12 protein-coding genes and 1 tRNA gene are annotated in these 14,842 nt (G+C 60.5%); all 13 read right to left on the reverse strand.

The genetic code is table 11. The features are described from left to right. Positions 1 to 840, reverse strand: an 840-nt coding sequence (locus VF436_RS01150) for an IF-2-associated domain-containing protein (protein WP_330902132.1), incomplete at its 3' end; no start/stop codon positions are given. Positions 841 to 966: 126 nt separating this feature from the next. Beyond that, positions 967 to 2,472: a transcription termination factor NusA gene (nusA, locus tag VF436_RS01155; RefSeq protein WP_330902133.1), complete on the reverse strand. Its 1,506-nt coding sequence runs from the start codon at positions 2,470 to 2,472 to the stop codon at positions 967 to 969. Positions 2,473 to 2,523: 51 nt separating this feature from the next. Continuing rightward, the gene (gene rimP, locus VF436_RS01160; protein ID WP_330902144.1) at positions 2,524 to 3,045 is read right to left on the reverse strand and encodes a ribosome maturation factor RimP; all 522 of its coding nucleotides are present in this window, start codon (positions 3,043 to 3,045) and stop codon (positions 2,524 to 2,526) included. Between the two features lie 839 nt (positions 3,046 to 3,884). Then, positions 3,885 to 3,961 (reverse strand) — tRNA-Met (locus tag VF436_RS01165). Positions 3,962 to 4,200: 239 nt separating this feature from the next. Beyond that, entirely contained in the window at positions 4,201 to 5,646 is a 1,446-nt protein-coding gene (gene nuoN / locus VF436_RS01170) for an NADH-quinone oxidoreductase subunit NuoN (protein WP_414649794.1), read from the reverse strand. Positions 5,647 to 5,658: 12 nt separating this feature from the next. Then, positions 5,659 to 7,170 carry an NADH-quinone oxidoreductase subunit M gene (locus tag VF436_RS01175; RefSeq protein ID WP_330902134.1) on the reverse strand — a complete coding sequence of 504 codons (1,512 nt, stop codon included), beginning with the start codon at positions 7,168 to 7,170 and terminating at the stop codon, positions 5,659 to 5,661. A 12-nt stretch (positions 7,171 to 7,182) separates the two neighbouring features. Next, positions 7,183 to 9,219, reverse strand: coding sequence for an NADH-quinone oxidoreductase subunit L (nuoL, locus tag VF436_RS01180; protein ID WP_330902135.1), 2,037 nt, complete (start codon positions 9,217 to 9,219; stop codon positions 7,183 to 7,185). A 4-nt stretch (positions 9,220 to 9,223) separates the two neighbouring features. Continuing rightward, the gene (nuoK, locus tag VF436_RS01185; protein ID WP_330902137.1) at positions 9,224 to 9,529 is read right to left on the reverse strand and encodes an NADH-quinone oxidoreductase subunit NuoK; all 306 of its coding nucleotides are present in this window, start codon (positions 9,527 to 9,529) and stop codon (positions 9,224 to 9,226) included. Beyond that, positions 9,526 to 10,173: an NADH-quinone oxidoreductase subunit J gene (locus tag VF436_RS01190; RefSeq protein WP_330902138.1), complete on the reverse strand. Its 648-nt coding sequence runs from the start codon at positions 10,171 to 10,173 to the stop codon at positions 9,526 to 9,528. The genes nuoK and VF436_RS01190 overlap by 4 nt, the downstream gene beginning before the upstream one ends. Before the next feature lie 12 nt (positions 10,174 to 10,185). Beyond that, entirely contained in the window at positions 10,186 to 10,677 is a 492-nt protein-coding gene (gene nuoI / locus VF436_RS01195) for an NADH-quinone oxidoreductase subunit NuoI (RefSeq protein ID WP_330902140.1), read from the reverse strand. Between the two features lie 7 nt (positions 10,678 to 10,684). Further along, entirely contained in the window at positions 10,685 to 11,710 is a 1,026-nt protein-coding gene (nuoH, locus tag VF436_RS01200) for an NADH-quinone oxidoreductase subunit NuoH (RefSeq protein WP_330902141.1), read from the reverse strand. Positions 11,711 to 11,713: 3 nt separating this feature from the next. Beyond that, positions 11,714 to 14,038, reverse strand: a complete 2,325-nt coding sequence (gene nuoG / locus VF436_RS01205) for an NADH-quinone oxidoreductase subunit NuoG (RefSeq protein WP_330902142.1) — start codon at positions 14,036 to 14,038, stop codon at positions 11,714 to 11,716. After that, the coding region (locus VF436_RS01210; protein ID WP_330902143.1) for an NADH-ubiquinone oxidoreductase-F iron-sulfur binding region domain-containing protein at positions 14,035 to 14,842 on the reverse strand (808 nt) is incomplete at its 5' end. The genes nuoG and VF436_RS01210, both read right to left, overlap by 4 nt.

Here is a 14,842-nt window from a genome sequence, read left to right on the forward strand (position 1 = left end):
CGTTGGCTTGGCCGCAACTGGTGCCGGTGCCGGTGCTGGCGCGGGTGCCGGCTTGGGCTCGCGGCGGCGAGGCTCGTGAATGCGCGGCAGGATCATGCCCAGCGCCTTCGGATCGATCTTCTGCACGGCAGGCGGCGCAGCAGGCGCGGCCTTTTCTGCCTGCACGGGCGCGGGTGCCGGAGCTGCCACTGGTGCGGGAGCGGCGGGTGCCTGGGCAGCCCGCTGTGCCTGCGCTGCGGCATGAGCCTCGCGCGCGGCCGCTTCGCTGGCTTCACGCTCGCGCTGCTCGGCTTCGCGAGCTTCAGCCTCGATCTGTTCCTGGCGTGCACGCTCGGTAGCCTCGGCCTCGCGGCGCTCGTCCTCGGCGCGCTGCTCGGCTTCCGCCTGGCGGCGACGCTCGGTCTCCAGGCGCTCGTTTTCTTCATGCTCGCGCTGCAATTGCGATTCCTGCAGCTTGCGGGTGGCATCTTCACGCTCGGCGTCGCCGATGGCCTCTTCGGCGATCACGCTGCGCTTGACGTAGGTGCGCTTGGCACGCACTTCCACGTTGACCGTCTTGGCGCCCGCGGCACCACGGCCACCTGGAGTGGCTACCTTCAGTTCACTTACCTTGCGGCGCTTGAGGGTGATCTGGCGCGGCGAACTGTCGTCGGCCTCGCTGGCAGTCTCGCTCTTGCCGTGCGTCCGGCGCAGGAAACCCAGCAGCTTCACCTTCTCGGTGCTACTGATGACCTGTTCGGGGTCGGAAAAAGGCATACCTGCCTCGGACAGCTGCGCCAGCAGCCTGTCGACCGGCATACTCAATACCTGGGCCAATTGTTTAATCGTCACATCTGACATCGTGTTCTTTCTCCGCCGTTCCCGCGCTCATGTCCGTACGGCCTTGCCATACAGCTACCGCCATCCTTGGTGAAAGGCATTGCAGCCCTTCTCGGCACGCTCATCCGAGAGCGTTGCCGCCCGCGGTCAGCCACCTTTCTCCAGGCGCTCGATCATCGGCGCGCGTGCAGCCATGATCAGCGCGGCAGCGCGTTCCTCATCCATGCCCTCGATATCGATCAGGTCGTCCACTGCCAGGTCGCCCAGATCATCCAGTGTCACCACTTCGCGCGAAGCCAACACATAGGCGGTGGCTTCGTCCATGCCCGGCAGGTCCAGCAATTCCTGCGACGGGTGGTGATCGTCAATACCCTCTTCCACCGCCAACGCCTCGGTCAGCAGCGCATCACGGGCACGGGCGCGCAGTTCCTCGACGATGTCTTCGTCGAAGCCCTCCACTGCCAGCAGCTCGGCGCTGGGCACATAGGCGATTTCCTCGACGCTGGAGAAGCCTTCCTGCACCAGGATATTGGCGATTTCCTGGTCCACTTCGAGCTTTTCCATGAACAGCTGGCGCGCCGATTCCTGTTCGGCCTCGCTCTTGGCAGTGACCTGGTCCTGGGTCATCACGTTGAGCTGCCAGCCGGTAAGCTTGCTGGCTAGGCGCACGTTCTGACCACCACGACCAATCGCCTGGGACAACTTGTCCTCAGCCACCGCGATGTCCATTGAGTGCTTTTCCTCGTCCATGATGATCGACTGGACTTCGGCCGGCGCCATCGCGTTGATGACGTACTGGGCCTGGTTCTCGTGCCACAGGATGATGTCCACGCGCTCACCGTTGAGCTCGTTGGATACCGCCTGCACGCGCGAACCACGCATGCCGATGCAGGCGCCGATGGGATCGGTACGGCTGTCATGCGCCACCACGGCGATCTTGGCGCGGTCGCCCGGATCACGCGCGCAACCCTTGATTTCCACCAGGCCCTGGCCGACTTCCGGCACTTCGAGCTTGAACAGCTCCATCATGAATTCCGGCGCCGCACGCGAGACGAACAACTGCGGGCCACGCACTTCCGAGCGCACCTCGAAGAGGTAACCGCGAACGCGATCGCCGACGCGGTGCGATTCACGCGGAATGGTCTTGTCACGCGGAATGAAGGCTTCGGCGTTGCTCCCCAGGTCCAGGTAGATATTGCCGCGCTCGACACGCTTGACGATACCGGTGATCAGCTCACCTACGCGATCCTTGAAGGCATCGACTACCTGCTGGCGCTCGGCCTCGCGCACACGCTGCACGATGACCTGCTTGGCTGCCTGAGCGGCAATGCGGCCAAATTCAGCGTTTTCAATCTGTTGCTCGATGTATTCGCCAATCTGTGCGCCTTCGCGCTCATCCTCGGCATCCATCAGGCGCAACTGGTGGAATGGCGACTCCATCTCACCATCGTCGGCGATGATCTCCCAGCGACGGAAAGTCTCGTACTCACCACTCTGGCGATCAATGGACACGCGGATATTCGGATCCTCGTCCGGATAGCGCTTTTTCGCAGCCGAGGCCAAGGCAGCCTCCATCGCCTGGAAAATCACTTCACGCGAGACGCCTTTTTCGTTGGCAACCGCATCGACCACCAGCAACAATTCTTTGCTCATTGCAGCAACTCCATAGACGCCGCCTAGCGCCCGATCGCTCTGTAAGTTGAATTACTTCTTCGAAGACTTCTTGGCCGGCTTCTTGCCACCCGGCTTGGGCTGCGGCACATAGCCGAGCGCCACCCAATCGGGGACAAGACGCGCACTTTCCACGGCCGAATGCTCGAACTCGAATGTCTTGCCTTCCGCTTCGAGCGAAATTCGCTCGCCTTCGACCGCCAGAATCTTACCTTTGAGACGACGCCGCCCTTCCAGCGGCGCCTTCAACAACAATTTTGCTTCCCCACCCACGAACCGTGCGAACTGGGCCGCGGTAAACAGCGGCCGGTCAATGCCGGGGGAGGAGACCTCCAGCAGGTAATGGCCTGGGATTGGATCCTCCACGTCCAGCATGGCCGACAGTTCCCGGCTGGCTGCTTCGCAGTCATCAAGGCCCACTTCACGGCCTTCGACATCCAGATAGACGCGCAGAGTACTCTGCCCCTGCGACGGGGTGAACTCCACACCGATGCATTCCAGCCCCAAATCGGCCAGAACTTCGGTAAAGCGCGTTGCCAGTGCCTGTGTGTCCATAAAAATTTTACCGCCGCCAGAAACGAAAAATGGGCTCAAGCGGCCCATTCCTTGACTCTCCGGGTGGAGAGCGCCCTCGCCAATGTCCCGAGCCCACTTTCTGAGCCCCCGAAAGCGCGGCTACAGCCTTGCTGGGGGGAGACGCCTCCGTGCGCCCAACAAAAAAGCCTCACACGGAGGCTTTCTTGTTCTAAGAAAGGTCCTGAAAGCCCGGTTCCGCATGCCTCGCGCCAATTTAATGGGCCGAAAAGCGTTGAACCTTGCCTGGAATCTCAAAAATTATACGTAAACAGCAAACTTCGTGCAAGAAGCGCGACGTGTACGCAACCGGTAGGGGCGAAGGCCATTATCCGGGATCGGCCCAACCGAGCCTCTTCACAGGAGCGGCCGTTAGCAAGGGCGTACGCGGGCAGGCTCTACCCCTCTGCCCGCGTCAGGCGGCGATTCACGCCATGGCGACCGGGCACGATCCCGGCCTGCCCTCCTGTGACGGCCGGAACGATCCTTCACGGCATTGAGCAGCCGCAGCCTTATTAAAGCACCTAGCTGCCCCAAACTACGGAGCAGGCCATGCTCGTCAGAGGTGCCGTTCGACCGCAGCGTTCCAGAGTCGATGGCAACGAATCCGTCTTTTTGCGCATCGCGTTTCGCGCATCCATCACGCACGACGGCGATCAAGATCGTTGCGTTGCAATCTCGGATCAACCCTTGGCGCCATGAGAAGCAAAGCCAGCGATCGCCGACCACGGCTCTTATTTAGTCGATGTACGCATTCCAAAAATCGCGCAAACGAAAACGGCCAAATCCGCGAAGATTCGGCCGTTAGCGCTTTCTCAACTTGGTAGCGGGGGTAGGATTCGAACCTACGACCTTCGGGTTATGAGCCCGACGAGCTGCCAGACTGCTCCACCCCGCATCAGAGTTTGAAAATTATAGCGAGGTGGCGAAATTCTTGCAAGCATATTGCCAGGAAATATTTCACATCAATCTACTCGCTCGCTCCCGAGCAACGAAACTGCTGCTCTACTACCTGCAAGAACTAAACGGAAGAAACAAAAAGCCCGCTGAGAGCGGGCCTTCTGTTATTCCTGTTTACAGCGAGCAATGCGAGCAGCATTACCCCTCGCAACCGGCACGACCACCGGCTTTACTCGCTCATACGCCAAATGCGCTGCGGCACCATGCAAGCAAAGGACCGGAACTGAAGCCCAGGGCCAGCAGCGCCAGTGCGTTGATCGAAAGCACCAAGCGCATCGGCATGTCCGGCTGCGGCTTGATCTCCGTGCCTTCCACCGGCTGGTCGAAGTACATCACCTTCACCACGCGCAGGTAGTAGTACAAACCGATGATCGCGAACACCGCACCAACAATGGCCAGCCACAACATGCCGGCATGAATGGCCGATTGCAGCACCAGCAACTTGGCAAAGAAACCGAACAACGGCGGCACGCCAGCCAGCGAGAACATCACCAGCATCATCAGGAAGGCAAGCCAGGGAGAACGACGATTCAGACCCTTCAGGTCATCGATGTTTTCGCACTCGAAGCCCGCACGCGCCAACACCAGGATCATGCCAAAAGCGGCAGTGCCCATCAGGGTATAGCTGATGGCGTAGAACATGGCCGAGGCATAGCCTTCCGGACCGGCATTGACCAGGCCCAGCAACAAGTAACCCATGTGCGAGATGGTCGAATAGGCCAGCACACGCTTCAGGTTGGTCTGCACGATGGCAACCAGGTTGCCGATCGCCAGCGAAAGCACGGCCAATACCGCTAGCAGCGGCTGCCAGTAGTGCGACAGCTCGCCCAGGCCGGAATCGAGCAGACGATAAGCCATGCCGAAGGCGGCCAGCTTCGGCGCCGAACCAATGAAGATCGTCACCGCAGTAGGTGAGCCTTCGTACACATCCGGAATCCACATGTGGAACGGCGCAGCGCCCAGCTTGAAGCCGATACCGACGATCATGAACATCATGCCGAATAGCATCAGGTTGTGCATGTCCGTATGCGCGGCAGCACGATGCAACTGGGCCAGGTCCAATGTATGCGCCGCGCCATAGACCATCGACATGCCGTATAGCAGCATGCCCGAGGCCAACGCGCCGAGCACGAAATACTTGATGGCCGCCTCGGATGACAAACGCGAATCACGATTGAGCGCGACCAGCGCGTACGACGACAGCGTGAGCAGCTCAAGGCCCAGGTACACGGTCACCAGGCTGCCAGCCGAAACCAGCAACATGATGCCGATGACCGCAAAGATCATCAGCGTATAGAACTCGCCGACAAACAGCTTGCGATCGACCATGTACGGCCGGCCATAGATGAAGACCAGGACCGTGGCGATAAGTGCGAAGACCTTGAGGATCTCTGAGACTCGGTCCAGCACGAACATGCCACTGAATGCGGTGACGTTTACCGCTGGCTGATTGGCGATCACCAGGTAGATGCCGACCAGCAGCACCGCGATGGACAACCAGTGCATCGCACCGCGTTGAGAGGGCTTGAGGAAGGCGTCGATCAGCAGCAACAAGCACGCCGCGATCGTGAGATACGCCTCGGGTAGAAGGATCAGGATGTCATTGATGGTAGGCAAATTCATGATCAGTCCTGCTTAAACCTTGTGGTTGCCCAGCTGTTGCACGAGGTGCGTCACCGAGGCATCCATCAGATGGATGACCGGCTGCGGCCACACGCCCATGATCACGACCGCTGCGGCGAACGCGAGCAGGACGAAAGTCTCACGACCGTTGATGTCCTTCATTTCCGCTACGTGCGGGTTGGTGATCTCGCCCCACAGCACACGCTTGACCATCCACAGCGTGTAGGCAGCACCAATGATCAGCGTGAACGCGGCAAACAGTGCAATCCATGGGTTGGCACTGAAGCTGGCCATGATCACGAAGAACTCGCCGACAAAGCCGCTCGTACCTGGCAGGCCGCAGTTGGCCATGGCGAACAACACGTAGAAGAAACCAAACCAGGGCATCACATTGATGACGCCGCCATAATCCTTGATCTGGCGGGTATGCAAGCGGTCATACAGCACGCCGATGCAGGAGAACATCGCGCCGGAGACGAAACCGTGCGAGATCATCTGCACCATGGCGCCCTGCATGGCCAGGTTGCCGGCATCGGCATTGTTGCTGCCGCGAACCAGCAGGAACGCCACGAAGATACCGAGGGTGACGAAGCCCATGTGGGCAACGGACGAGTACGCCACCAGCTTCTTCATGTCCTCCTGCACCAGAGCGATGTAACCGATGTACACCACTGCCACCAGGCTCAGTGCGATCACCAGCCACGCGTAGTGTTCGGAGGCATCGGGCACGATGGGTAACGAGAACCGCAGGAAGCCGTAGCCACCGATCTTCAGCATCACCGCGGCCAGCACCACCGAACCCCCGGTCGGTGCTTCCACGTGCGCGTCAGGCAGCCAGGTGTGTACCGGCACCATCGGCACCTTGACCGCAAAGGCGATCAGGAAGGCAAAGAACAGCCAGCTCTGTTCCTTCATCGACAGCGGCAGCGTGGCCCATGTCGCCAGGTCGAAGCTGCCACCGGCTTTGTTGTACAGGTAGATCAGGCCGACCAGCATGAAGATCGAGCCGAAGAACGTATAGATGAAGAACTTCAGCGTCGCATACACGCGACGCGGGCCGCCCCACATGCCGATGAGGATGAACATCGGGATCAGCATGGCTTCGAAGAATACGTAGAACAGCAACGCATCCGTCGCGCAGAACACACCGATCATCAGGCCTTCGAGTACAAGCATCGCGGCCATGTACTGATGTGGCCTGTCCTGGATGACCTCCCAGGCGCCGATGATCACCAGGATGCCGACGAAGGTGGTCAACAGGATCAGCGCAACCGAAATGCCGTCGACCCCGAGCGCGTAATGCACGTTGATCGCCGAGATCCAGGCATGATCTTCGATCAACTGCTTGGCGGCCGTACCGGCGTCGACGTGCGTGAGCAGCAGCAGGCTGGCCGCGAAAGTCGCGATGGCAACCAGCAATGCAACCCAGCGGGCTGCGTTCGGTCGACCGGAACCGGCGGCGAGGACCGGAATGGCCCCGAGGATGGGTAGCCAGATCAGTAGGCTGAGCAAGTAATTGGACATGAAACGTTTCCCTTATTGCCCGAACGCCCAGTACCCGCCAAGCAGCAGGATCAGGCCGAGAATCATCGCGAAGGCGTAGTGATAGAGATAACCGGATTGCAGGCGACGGACACCGGAGGCGATCTTCCGCACCAGCGAGGCCGAGCCGTTGACCACCAAGCCATCGACAACGGCAGCATCGCCACCCTTCCACAACGCACGTCCCAGCGCCAAGCCGCCCTTGGCGAACACGGCAAAGTAGATGTTGTCGATCCAGTACTTGCGGTCCAGTACGATCCACAGTGGCTTGAGCACGGACTTGATCTTGTCTGCCAGCGCAATGTTGAACAGATAGATATAGGTCGTGATGACGAATGCAGCAAGCACGAGGAAGAACGGAGCGCCCGTAAATCCTTCCAGGCCGAAGTGCAGCCAGTCGTGGAACTCTTCACCTATCTTGTCCAGCACGTTGTTGCCGGCATGCAGGCGAATAGCCTCGCCAAACCAGTCGCCGAACAACAGCGGCTTGGCCGCGATGGCACCGATGAACAGCGACGGGATGGCCAACAGGATCAACGGCAGCGTCACCACCCACGGCGACTCCTTGGGCGCATGATGAAGCACACCCGGCTCATGGTGTCCATGGTCATCGTGATGCTCGTCGTGATGTTCATGCCCGTGTCCATGGTCGGAGACCACGGTAAAGCGCTCCTTGCCATGGAAGGTCAGGTACATCTGGCGGAAGGTATAAAGCGCGGTCACGAATGCACCAGCCAGCACACAGAAGTGGGCGTATGTTGCGCCCCAGCGATGCGATTCCCCTACGGCCTCGATAATCGCGTCCTTCGAATAGAAACCCGCGAAGAATGGCACGCCGCAGAGCGCCAGCGAACCGATCCACATGGTAATCCAGGTGATCGGCATGTACTTGCGCAGGCCACCCATGTAGCGCATGTCCTGCTCGTGATGCATCGCAATGATCACCGAACCGGCGCCCAGGAACAGCAGCGCCTTGAAGAACGCATGTGTCATCAGGTGGAATACGGCGCCAGCATAGGCCGAGACACCCAGCGCCACAGTCATGTAGCCCAGCTGCGACAAGGTCGAGTAAGCCACCACGCGCTTGATATCGTTTTGCACGATACCGATCAGGCCGGTGAATAGAGCGCCGGTAGCACCAATAATCATGATGGTGCTCAGGGCTGTCTCGGACAATTCGAAAATCGGCGACATGCGCGCGACCATGAAGATGCCCGCAGTCACCATCGTCGCAGCATGGATCAACGCAGAGATCGGGGTCGGGCCTTCCATCGAATCAGGCAGCCACACATGCAGCGGCACCTGGGCGGACTTGCCCATCGCGCCGACGAACAACAGCAGGCTGATGACGGTGGCGGCATCCCACTGCGTATTTGCAGTGATATGCAGCGTGCGGCCGATCAGGCCATCGGCGCCAGCGAAGGCTGTGGCGTAATCGAGCGTACCCAGGAAGTACAGCACTGCCGAAATGCCAAGCAGGAAACCAAAGTCGCCTACGCGGTTGACCAGGAAGGCCTTGAGGTTGGCGAAGATCGCCGTCGGGCGCTTGAACCAGAACCCGATCAGCAGGTACGACACCAGGCCCACCGCTTCCCAACCGAAGAACAGTTGCATGAAGTTGTTGCTCATCACGAGCATCAACATCGAGAAGGTGAACAGCGAGATATAGCTGAAGAAACGCTGGTAACCGTCATCCTCGGCCATGTAGCCGATGGTGTAGATATGCACCAGCAGCGATACGAAGGTGACCACCACCATCATCATCGCGGTCAGCTTGTCGACCAGGAAGCCTACGCTGGCACTGAACTTGCCAATCTCGAACCAAGTATAGAGGTTGTGGTTATAGACCTCGGCACCCGTGCAGATCTGGTAAAGCACATGGATGGACAGCGCGCAGGAAATCGCTACACCGAGGATCGTCGCGCTGTGGGCGCCTGCCCGGCCGATGAACCGGCCGAGGAAGCCCGCCAGCACGCAGCCGACGAGCGGCGCGAGCGCGATGATCAGCAGAATGGAGGTAGACAAAGGCATTGACTCAACCCTTCATGCTGTCGATTTCGGCGATATTGATCGTGCTGCGATTGCGGAACAGCAACACGAGGATCGCCAGGCCGATCGCGGTTTCAGCCGCGGCCACCGTAAGGATGAAAAACACAAACACCTGCCCTGCCGCATCGCCCATGAAGCGGGAAAATGCGACGAAATTGATATTGACCGCCAGCAGCATCAGCTCAATGGACATCAGCAGCACGATCACGTTCTTGCGGTTGATGAAAAGGCTTGCCACCGCGATGCAGAACAGCACCGCGCCCAGCACGATGAAATGTGAAAGCGTGATCATGGGGCGGACTCCTGTTGCGGCGCCGGTGCGGCCGGCTGCTCGGCAGCCATCTTGACGATGCGGATACGATCGCGCGGGTTGATCGATACCTGCTGGCCTGCTGTCTGGTGGCGCACACCACTACGGTGGCGCAGCGTCAGGGCCACGGCAGCGACCACGCCCACCGTCAGGATCAGCGCAGCGATCTCGAATGGCAGCAGGAACTGCGTGTACAAGGCCTTGCCCAGCCAGGCCGTATTGGACAAGCCCGCGGCCGTGGCCGGGTCAACGCCCATTTCATGGACATGCATCTTGTTGACGCCGATCAGCGCCAGCATTTCGCCGAGCATGACCAGGGCTACGATGATGCCCACCGGCAGGAACCGGATGAAGCCTTCGCGAACGTGCTCCTGCTTGATGTCGAGCATCATCACCACGAACAGGAACAGCACCATCACAGCGCCCACATAGACCACGATAAGCGCAATGGCCAGGAACTCGGCCTCAGCCAGCAGCCAGATGCATGCCGTGCTGAAGAAGGTCAGCACCAGGGCAAGCACGGCATGCACCGTGTTGCGCAAGGTGATCACACCCAGGGCCGCAATCACGGTGACCGCGCTGAAAGCGTAGAAACAGATGAGTTGGAACAATTGTGGATCGATCATGATGTTCCGTCCTCAGCGATACGCGGCGTCTTGCGCACGGGCCGCGGCGATGTCCTTCTCGAAGCGATCGCCGATGGCGAGCAACTGCGGCTTGGTCACCACGTTCTCGCCGCGATGCTCGAAGTGATATTCATGCACGTGCGTTTCCACGATCGAATCGACCGGGCAGCTCTCCTCGCAGAAACCGCAGAAGATGCACTTGAACAGATCGATGTCGTATCGCGTGGTGCGGCGCTGGCCATCGTTGGGGCGAGGCGCCGAGTCAATGGTGATTGCCAGGGCCGGACACACGGCCTCACAAAGCTTGCACGCGATGCAACGCTCTTCGCCGTTGGGATACCGGCGCAGGGCATGCAGGCCGCGGAAGCGGTTAGACTTGGGGATGTGTTCCATCGGATAGCGCATCGTGTACTTCGGGCTGAACATGTAGCGCATGGTCAGGCCCATGCCCTTGAGCAGCTCGATGAGCAGAAGGCTCTTGAAATAGTGAGTTATGCGAGACATATGCAGCTCAAGCCCCCGTGCCGATGCTGACCCAGCCGAAATACTTCATGCAGCCGGCGACCAGGACCCACACGATCGTGATGGGAATGAAGATCTTCCAGCCCAGACGCATGATCTGGTCGTAGCGGTAGCGCGGAAAGCTGGCGCGGAACCACAGGAAGAGGAAGGCGAAGGCGAAGGCTTTGGCGAACAGCCAGAAGAAGCTGGCGTGGCCCAGGAAAGGCACCGATTCGGGGAATGGCGACAACCAGCCACCCATGAACAGGATCGAGGCCAGGAAGCTGACCAGGATCATGTTGGCGTATTCGGCCAGGAAGAAGATGGCAAACGCCGAACCGGAATATTCCACATGGAAGCCTGCGACGATTTCCGACTCGCCCTCGGCAACGTCGAACGGTGCGCGGTTGGTTTCGGCGACACCGGAGATGAAATAGACCACGAATACCGGCAGTAGCGGCCACATGAACCAATCGCAGATGCCCTTGTGGCCCGCCTGTGCATGCACGATGTCGGTCAGGTTCAAGGAGCCGGCCAACACCAGCACGCAAACCAGGCACAAGCCCATGGCCAGCTCATAGGAGATGACCTGTGCGGCCGAACGCATGGCACCCAGCAAGGCATAGCGCGAGTTTGAGGCCCAACCGGCCAGAATAATGCCGTACACACCCAGCGAGGTCATCGCCAGCAGGTACAACATGCCTGCGTTGACGTTGGCCAGCACCAGCTTGTCGCTGAATGGGATGACCGCCCAGGCCGCCAGGGCCGGCACGAGCGCCAGCAATGGAGCCAGGTAGTAAAGCACCTTGTTCGCGCTGCTCGGAAGAATGACTTCCTTGATCAGCAGCTTGACCACGTCGGCAAAGGCCTGCAGAAGACCCAGCGGGCCCACCTTGTTGGGCCCCATGCGCACATGCATCCAGCCGATGACCTTGCGCTCCCAGTATACGAACATCGCCACGGCGATGATCACGGGGAGCACGATGGCCACGATGTAGATGAGCGGCCAGATCAATTGATTGAGGATCTGCTCCATGGGTTACGCCTTGCTCAGGGTGATGGCCGCGCCGTGCGGAGGCAGCGTGGCGGTGTCGTTATGCGCAGCCTCGACCCACACCGTGCCGTCGGGTAGCGTGCTGTCGACCATCACCGGCAGGACTACGCCAGCGAAGTTCGCTTTGCCACCATCGACCAAGCCCTGGCGTGCAGCTTCAGCCGCATTCAGCCGGATGGCTGGAGCACGGTTGAGCGGATGCTCGCCCAGCGCCTTGGCACGACGCAGAACGGCGTCGGTACGGTAGATTGGCCATGTCGCCAAGCGACTGAGGCCATTGAACGTGGCACGCGGCGCAACCTCGTTGCGTCCAGCCGGAGCGTGCGTCTCGATCCCGTCACGCAAACCAGCCAGGTCGTCGAACTCGAACTTCGCTGCATTCAGCAGGCCGCCGAGCGCACGCAGAACCTTCCAGCCAGGGCGGACATCGCCAGGAGCCTGTGCACCGGCGCTCACGCCCTGCATCGCGCCATCGACGTTGACCAATGTCGCGTCGATTTCCGGCAGCAGGCCGATCGGCAGGATCACATCGGCTACGTCGAGCAGTTCGGCGCTGGCGTAGGCGCTGAATGCAACCACGTGCTCGGCAGCATGCAACGCCTTGAGCACCGCCGAACCATCAGCAAAGTCGTGCGGCGGCTCGACGCCATACAGTACGTAGGTCTTGCGTGGCTGTGCCAGCATGGCCTGCGCATCCAGGCCACCGTTGCCGGGAAGCACACCGACGCGTGCCAGGCCGACGGCATTGGCACCCAGCGGCAGTTCGTTGTAACCCGCGCCGGTTGCCTCGGCGATGAAACGAGCCAGCGCGCGCAGCCAGGAGGCTTGCGGGTGCATGACGGCGATTTCACCAAGGATGACCGCAGCGGCTCCCGCTTTCAGCGCAGCAATCGCATGACGCGCCTGGTCGGTAACTTCCACACCAGCGGCAGCATCAGCCGCAAAAGACGGTAGCGACGAACCACCTTCGGCGGCGGCCTTGGCCAACACCAGCAACGCATCAACCAGATACTGCGGCGCCACGATCGATTCGCGTGCCAGCGGATAGTTGAAGTCGAACTCAACCGGATTGATCGCGAAGACTTTGGCACCCTTCTTGACCGCTTGGTGCACGCGGTGGTTTACCAACGGCAATTCGCGGCGCAAGTCGGAACCAACCAGAAGCACGCCCTTGACCTTGTCCAGAGATGCCACAGGCGTACCGAAGGTCTGCGCGACCGCATTGTCGGCAAAATCCTGCTGGCGTAAGCGATGATCGATATGAGCGCTACCCAGACCACGAGCCAGTCGCACCAGCAGGTCGCCCTCCTCGTTGGAGGTAGCGGGGTGCACCAGCAGACCAATGTCACTGCCCGGCACATCTTTCAGGGTCTCGGCGGCAACCGACAGAGCATCCTCCCAGGTGGTGGCCGACCACTGACCATTACGCTTGACCTGGGGTGCGCGCAGACGGTCATCGGCATACATGCCCTGATGGCTGTAACGGTCGCGATCGGACAGCCAGCACTCGTTCACGGCCTCGTTGTCGCGCGGCACAGTACGTAGCACTTCGCCACGACGGGTATGCAGCCACAGGTTGGAGCCGAGCGCATCGTGGTAGGCAATCGAAGGCTTAGCCACCAGCTCCCAGGCGCGAGCCTGGAACTGGAATGGCTTGTTGGTCAACGCACCAACTGGGCAGACATCAATGATGTTACCCGACAGCTCGGTTTCCAGCGTCTTGCCAATGTAGGTGCCGATTTGCAGGTTGTCGCCGCGACTCATGCCACCCAGTTCATACGTGCCAGCGATCTCGCTGGTGAAGCGAACGCAGCGCGTGCACTGGATGCAGCGGGTCATTTCGGTCGACACCAGCGGCCCGATGTTCTCGTCGGCAATGGTGCGCTTGCGCTCGGTGTAGCGCGACACTCCGCGACCATAACCGAGCGAGACATCTTGCAGTTCGCATTCGCCACCCTGGTCGCAGATCGGGCAATCCAGCGGATGGTTGATCAGCAGGAATTCCATCACGTCGCGCTGGAACTTCAGCGCAATCGGCGAACGGGTCTGTACCTTCATGCCGTCGGCCACGGGCGTGGCACAGGCCGGCTGCGGCTTAGGCATGGGCTTGCCACCCATTTCCACTTCGACCAGGCACATGCGGCAGTTGGCCGCGATGGGAAGCTTGCGGTGATAGCAGAAGCGCGGGATGGCGACGCCGATGGCGTCAGCCGCCTCGATGATCATCGCACCCTTGCGGATCTGCGTCGGCTTGCCGTCGATCTCGATGTTGATCAGATCGGGGGCTGCTTGGGTTGCTTGGGCGCTCATGCGGCGGCTCCCATCTGATCGTCGACGATCGAGCGACCGTTGACGATGTAGTACTCGAACTCGTGCCAGAACTGGCGCAGGAAACCCTGCACCGGCCATGCTGCGGCTTCGCCGAACGCGCAGATGGTGTGGCCCTCGATCTGGCCGGCAATAGCCTTGAGGCGATGCAGGTCGTCCATCGTGCCGCCGCCCTCGACGATGCGGGTCAGCACGCGATGCATCCAGCCGGTACCTTCGCGGCAAGGAGTGCACTGACCGCACGATTCCTTGTGGAAAAACTGCGAAATACGGCGAGTGAAGCGAACCGTGCAAACGGTGTCATCGAGCACCACGATGGCACCCGAACCCAGGCCGGTCTTGAGGTCACGCAAGGTGTCATAGTCGAAAGGCAGGCCTTTCAACTGCTCGGCTGTCAGCACCGGCATGGACACACCACCGGGAATCGCGCCCTTGAGCTTGCGGCCCGGACGCAGGCCACCGGCCATTTCCAGTAGTTCATCGAACGTGGTGCCAAGCGGCACTTCGAAGTTACCGCCCTTCTGTACGCAGCCGGAGACCGAGAAGATTTTCGGTCCACCGTTCTTGGTCTTGCTTTGCGCCAGGAACCAGTCCGCGCCCTTGCGCAGGATCGCCGGCACCGATGCATAGGTCTCGGTGTTGTTGATCGTCGACGGCTTGCCGTACAGGCCGAAGTTAGCCGGGAACGGCGGCTTGAAACGCGGCTGGCCCTTCTTGCCTTCCAGCGACTCCATCAGCGCGGTTTCCTCGCCGCAGATGTAGGCGCCGGCGCCGAGCGCGCCGTAG

The organism is Dyella sp., from assembly GCF_036384435.1.
GTDB lineage: Bacteria > Pseudomonadota > Gammaproteobacteria > Xanthomonadales > Rhodanobacteraceae > GSA-30.

Coding starts and splice junctions, on each gene's coding strand:
- nusA (WP_330902133.1), bottom strand. CDS start 2,472: ATGAGCAAAGAATTGTTGCTGGTGGTCGATGCGGTTGCCAACGAAAAA.
- rimP (WP_330902144.1), bottom strand. CDS start 3,045: ATGGACACACAGGCACTGGCAACGCGCTTTACCGAAGTTCTGGCCGAT.
- nuoN (WP_414649794.1), bottom strand. CDS start 5,646: ATGAATTTGCCTACCATCAATGACATCCTGATCCTTCTACCCGAGGCG.
- VF436_RS01175 (WP_330902134.1), bottom strand. CDS start 7,170: ATGTCCAATTACTTGCTCAGCCTACTGATCTGGCTACCCATCCTCGGG.
- nuoL (WP_330902135.1), bottom strand. CDS start 9,219: ATGCCTTTGTCTACCTCCATTCTGCTGATCATCGCGCTCGCGCCGCTC.
- nuoK (WP_330902137.1), bottom strand. CDS start 9,529: ATGATCACGCTTTCACATTTCATCGTGCTGGGCGCGGTGCTGTTCTGC.
- VF436_RS01190 (WP_330902138.1), bottom strand. CDS start 10,173: ATGATCGATCCACAATTGTTCCAACTCATCTGTTTCTACGCTTTCAGC.
- nuoI (WP_330902140.1), bottom strand. CDS start 10,677: ATGTCTCGCATAACTCACTATTTCAAGAGCCTTCTGCTCATCGAGCTG.
- nuoH (WP_330902141.1), bottom strand. CDS start 11,710: ATGGAGCAGATCCTCAATCAATTGATCTGGCCGCTCATCTACATCGTG.
- nuoG (WP_330902142.1), bottom strand. CDS start 14,038: ATGAGCGCCCAAGCAACCCAAGCAGCCCCCGATCTGATCAACATCGAG.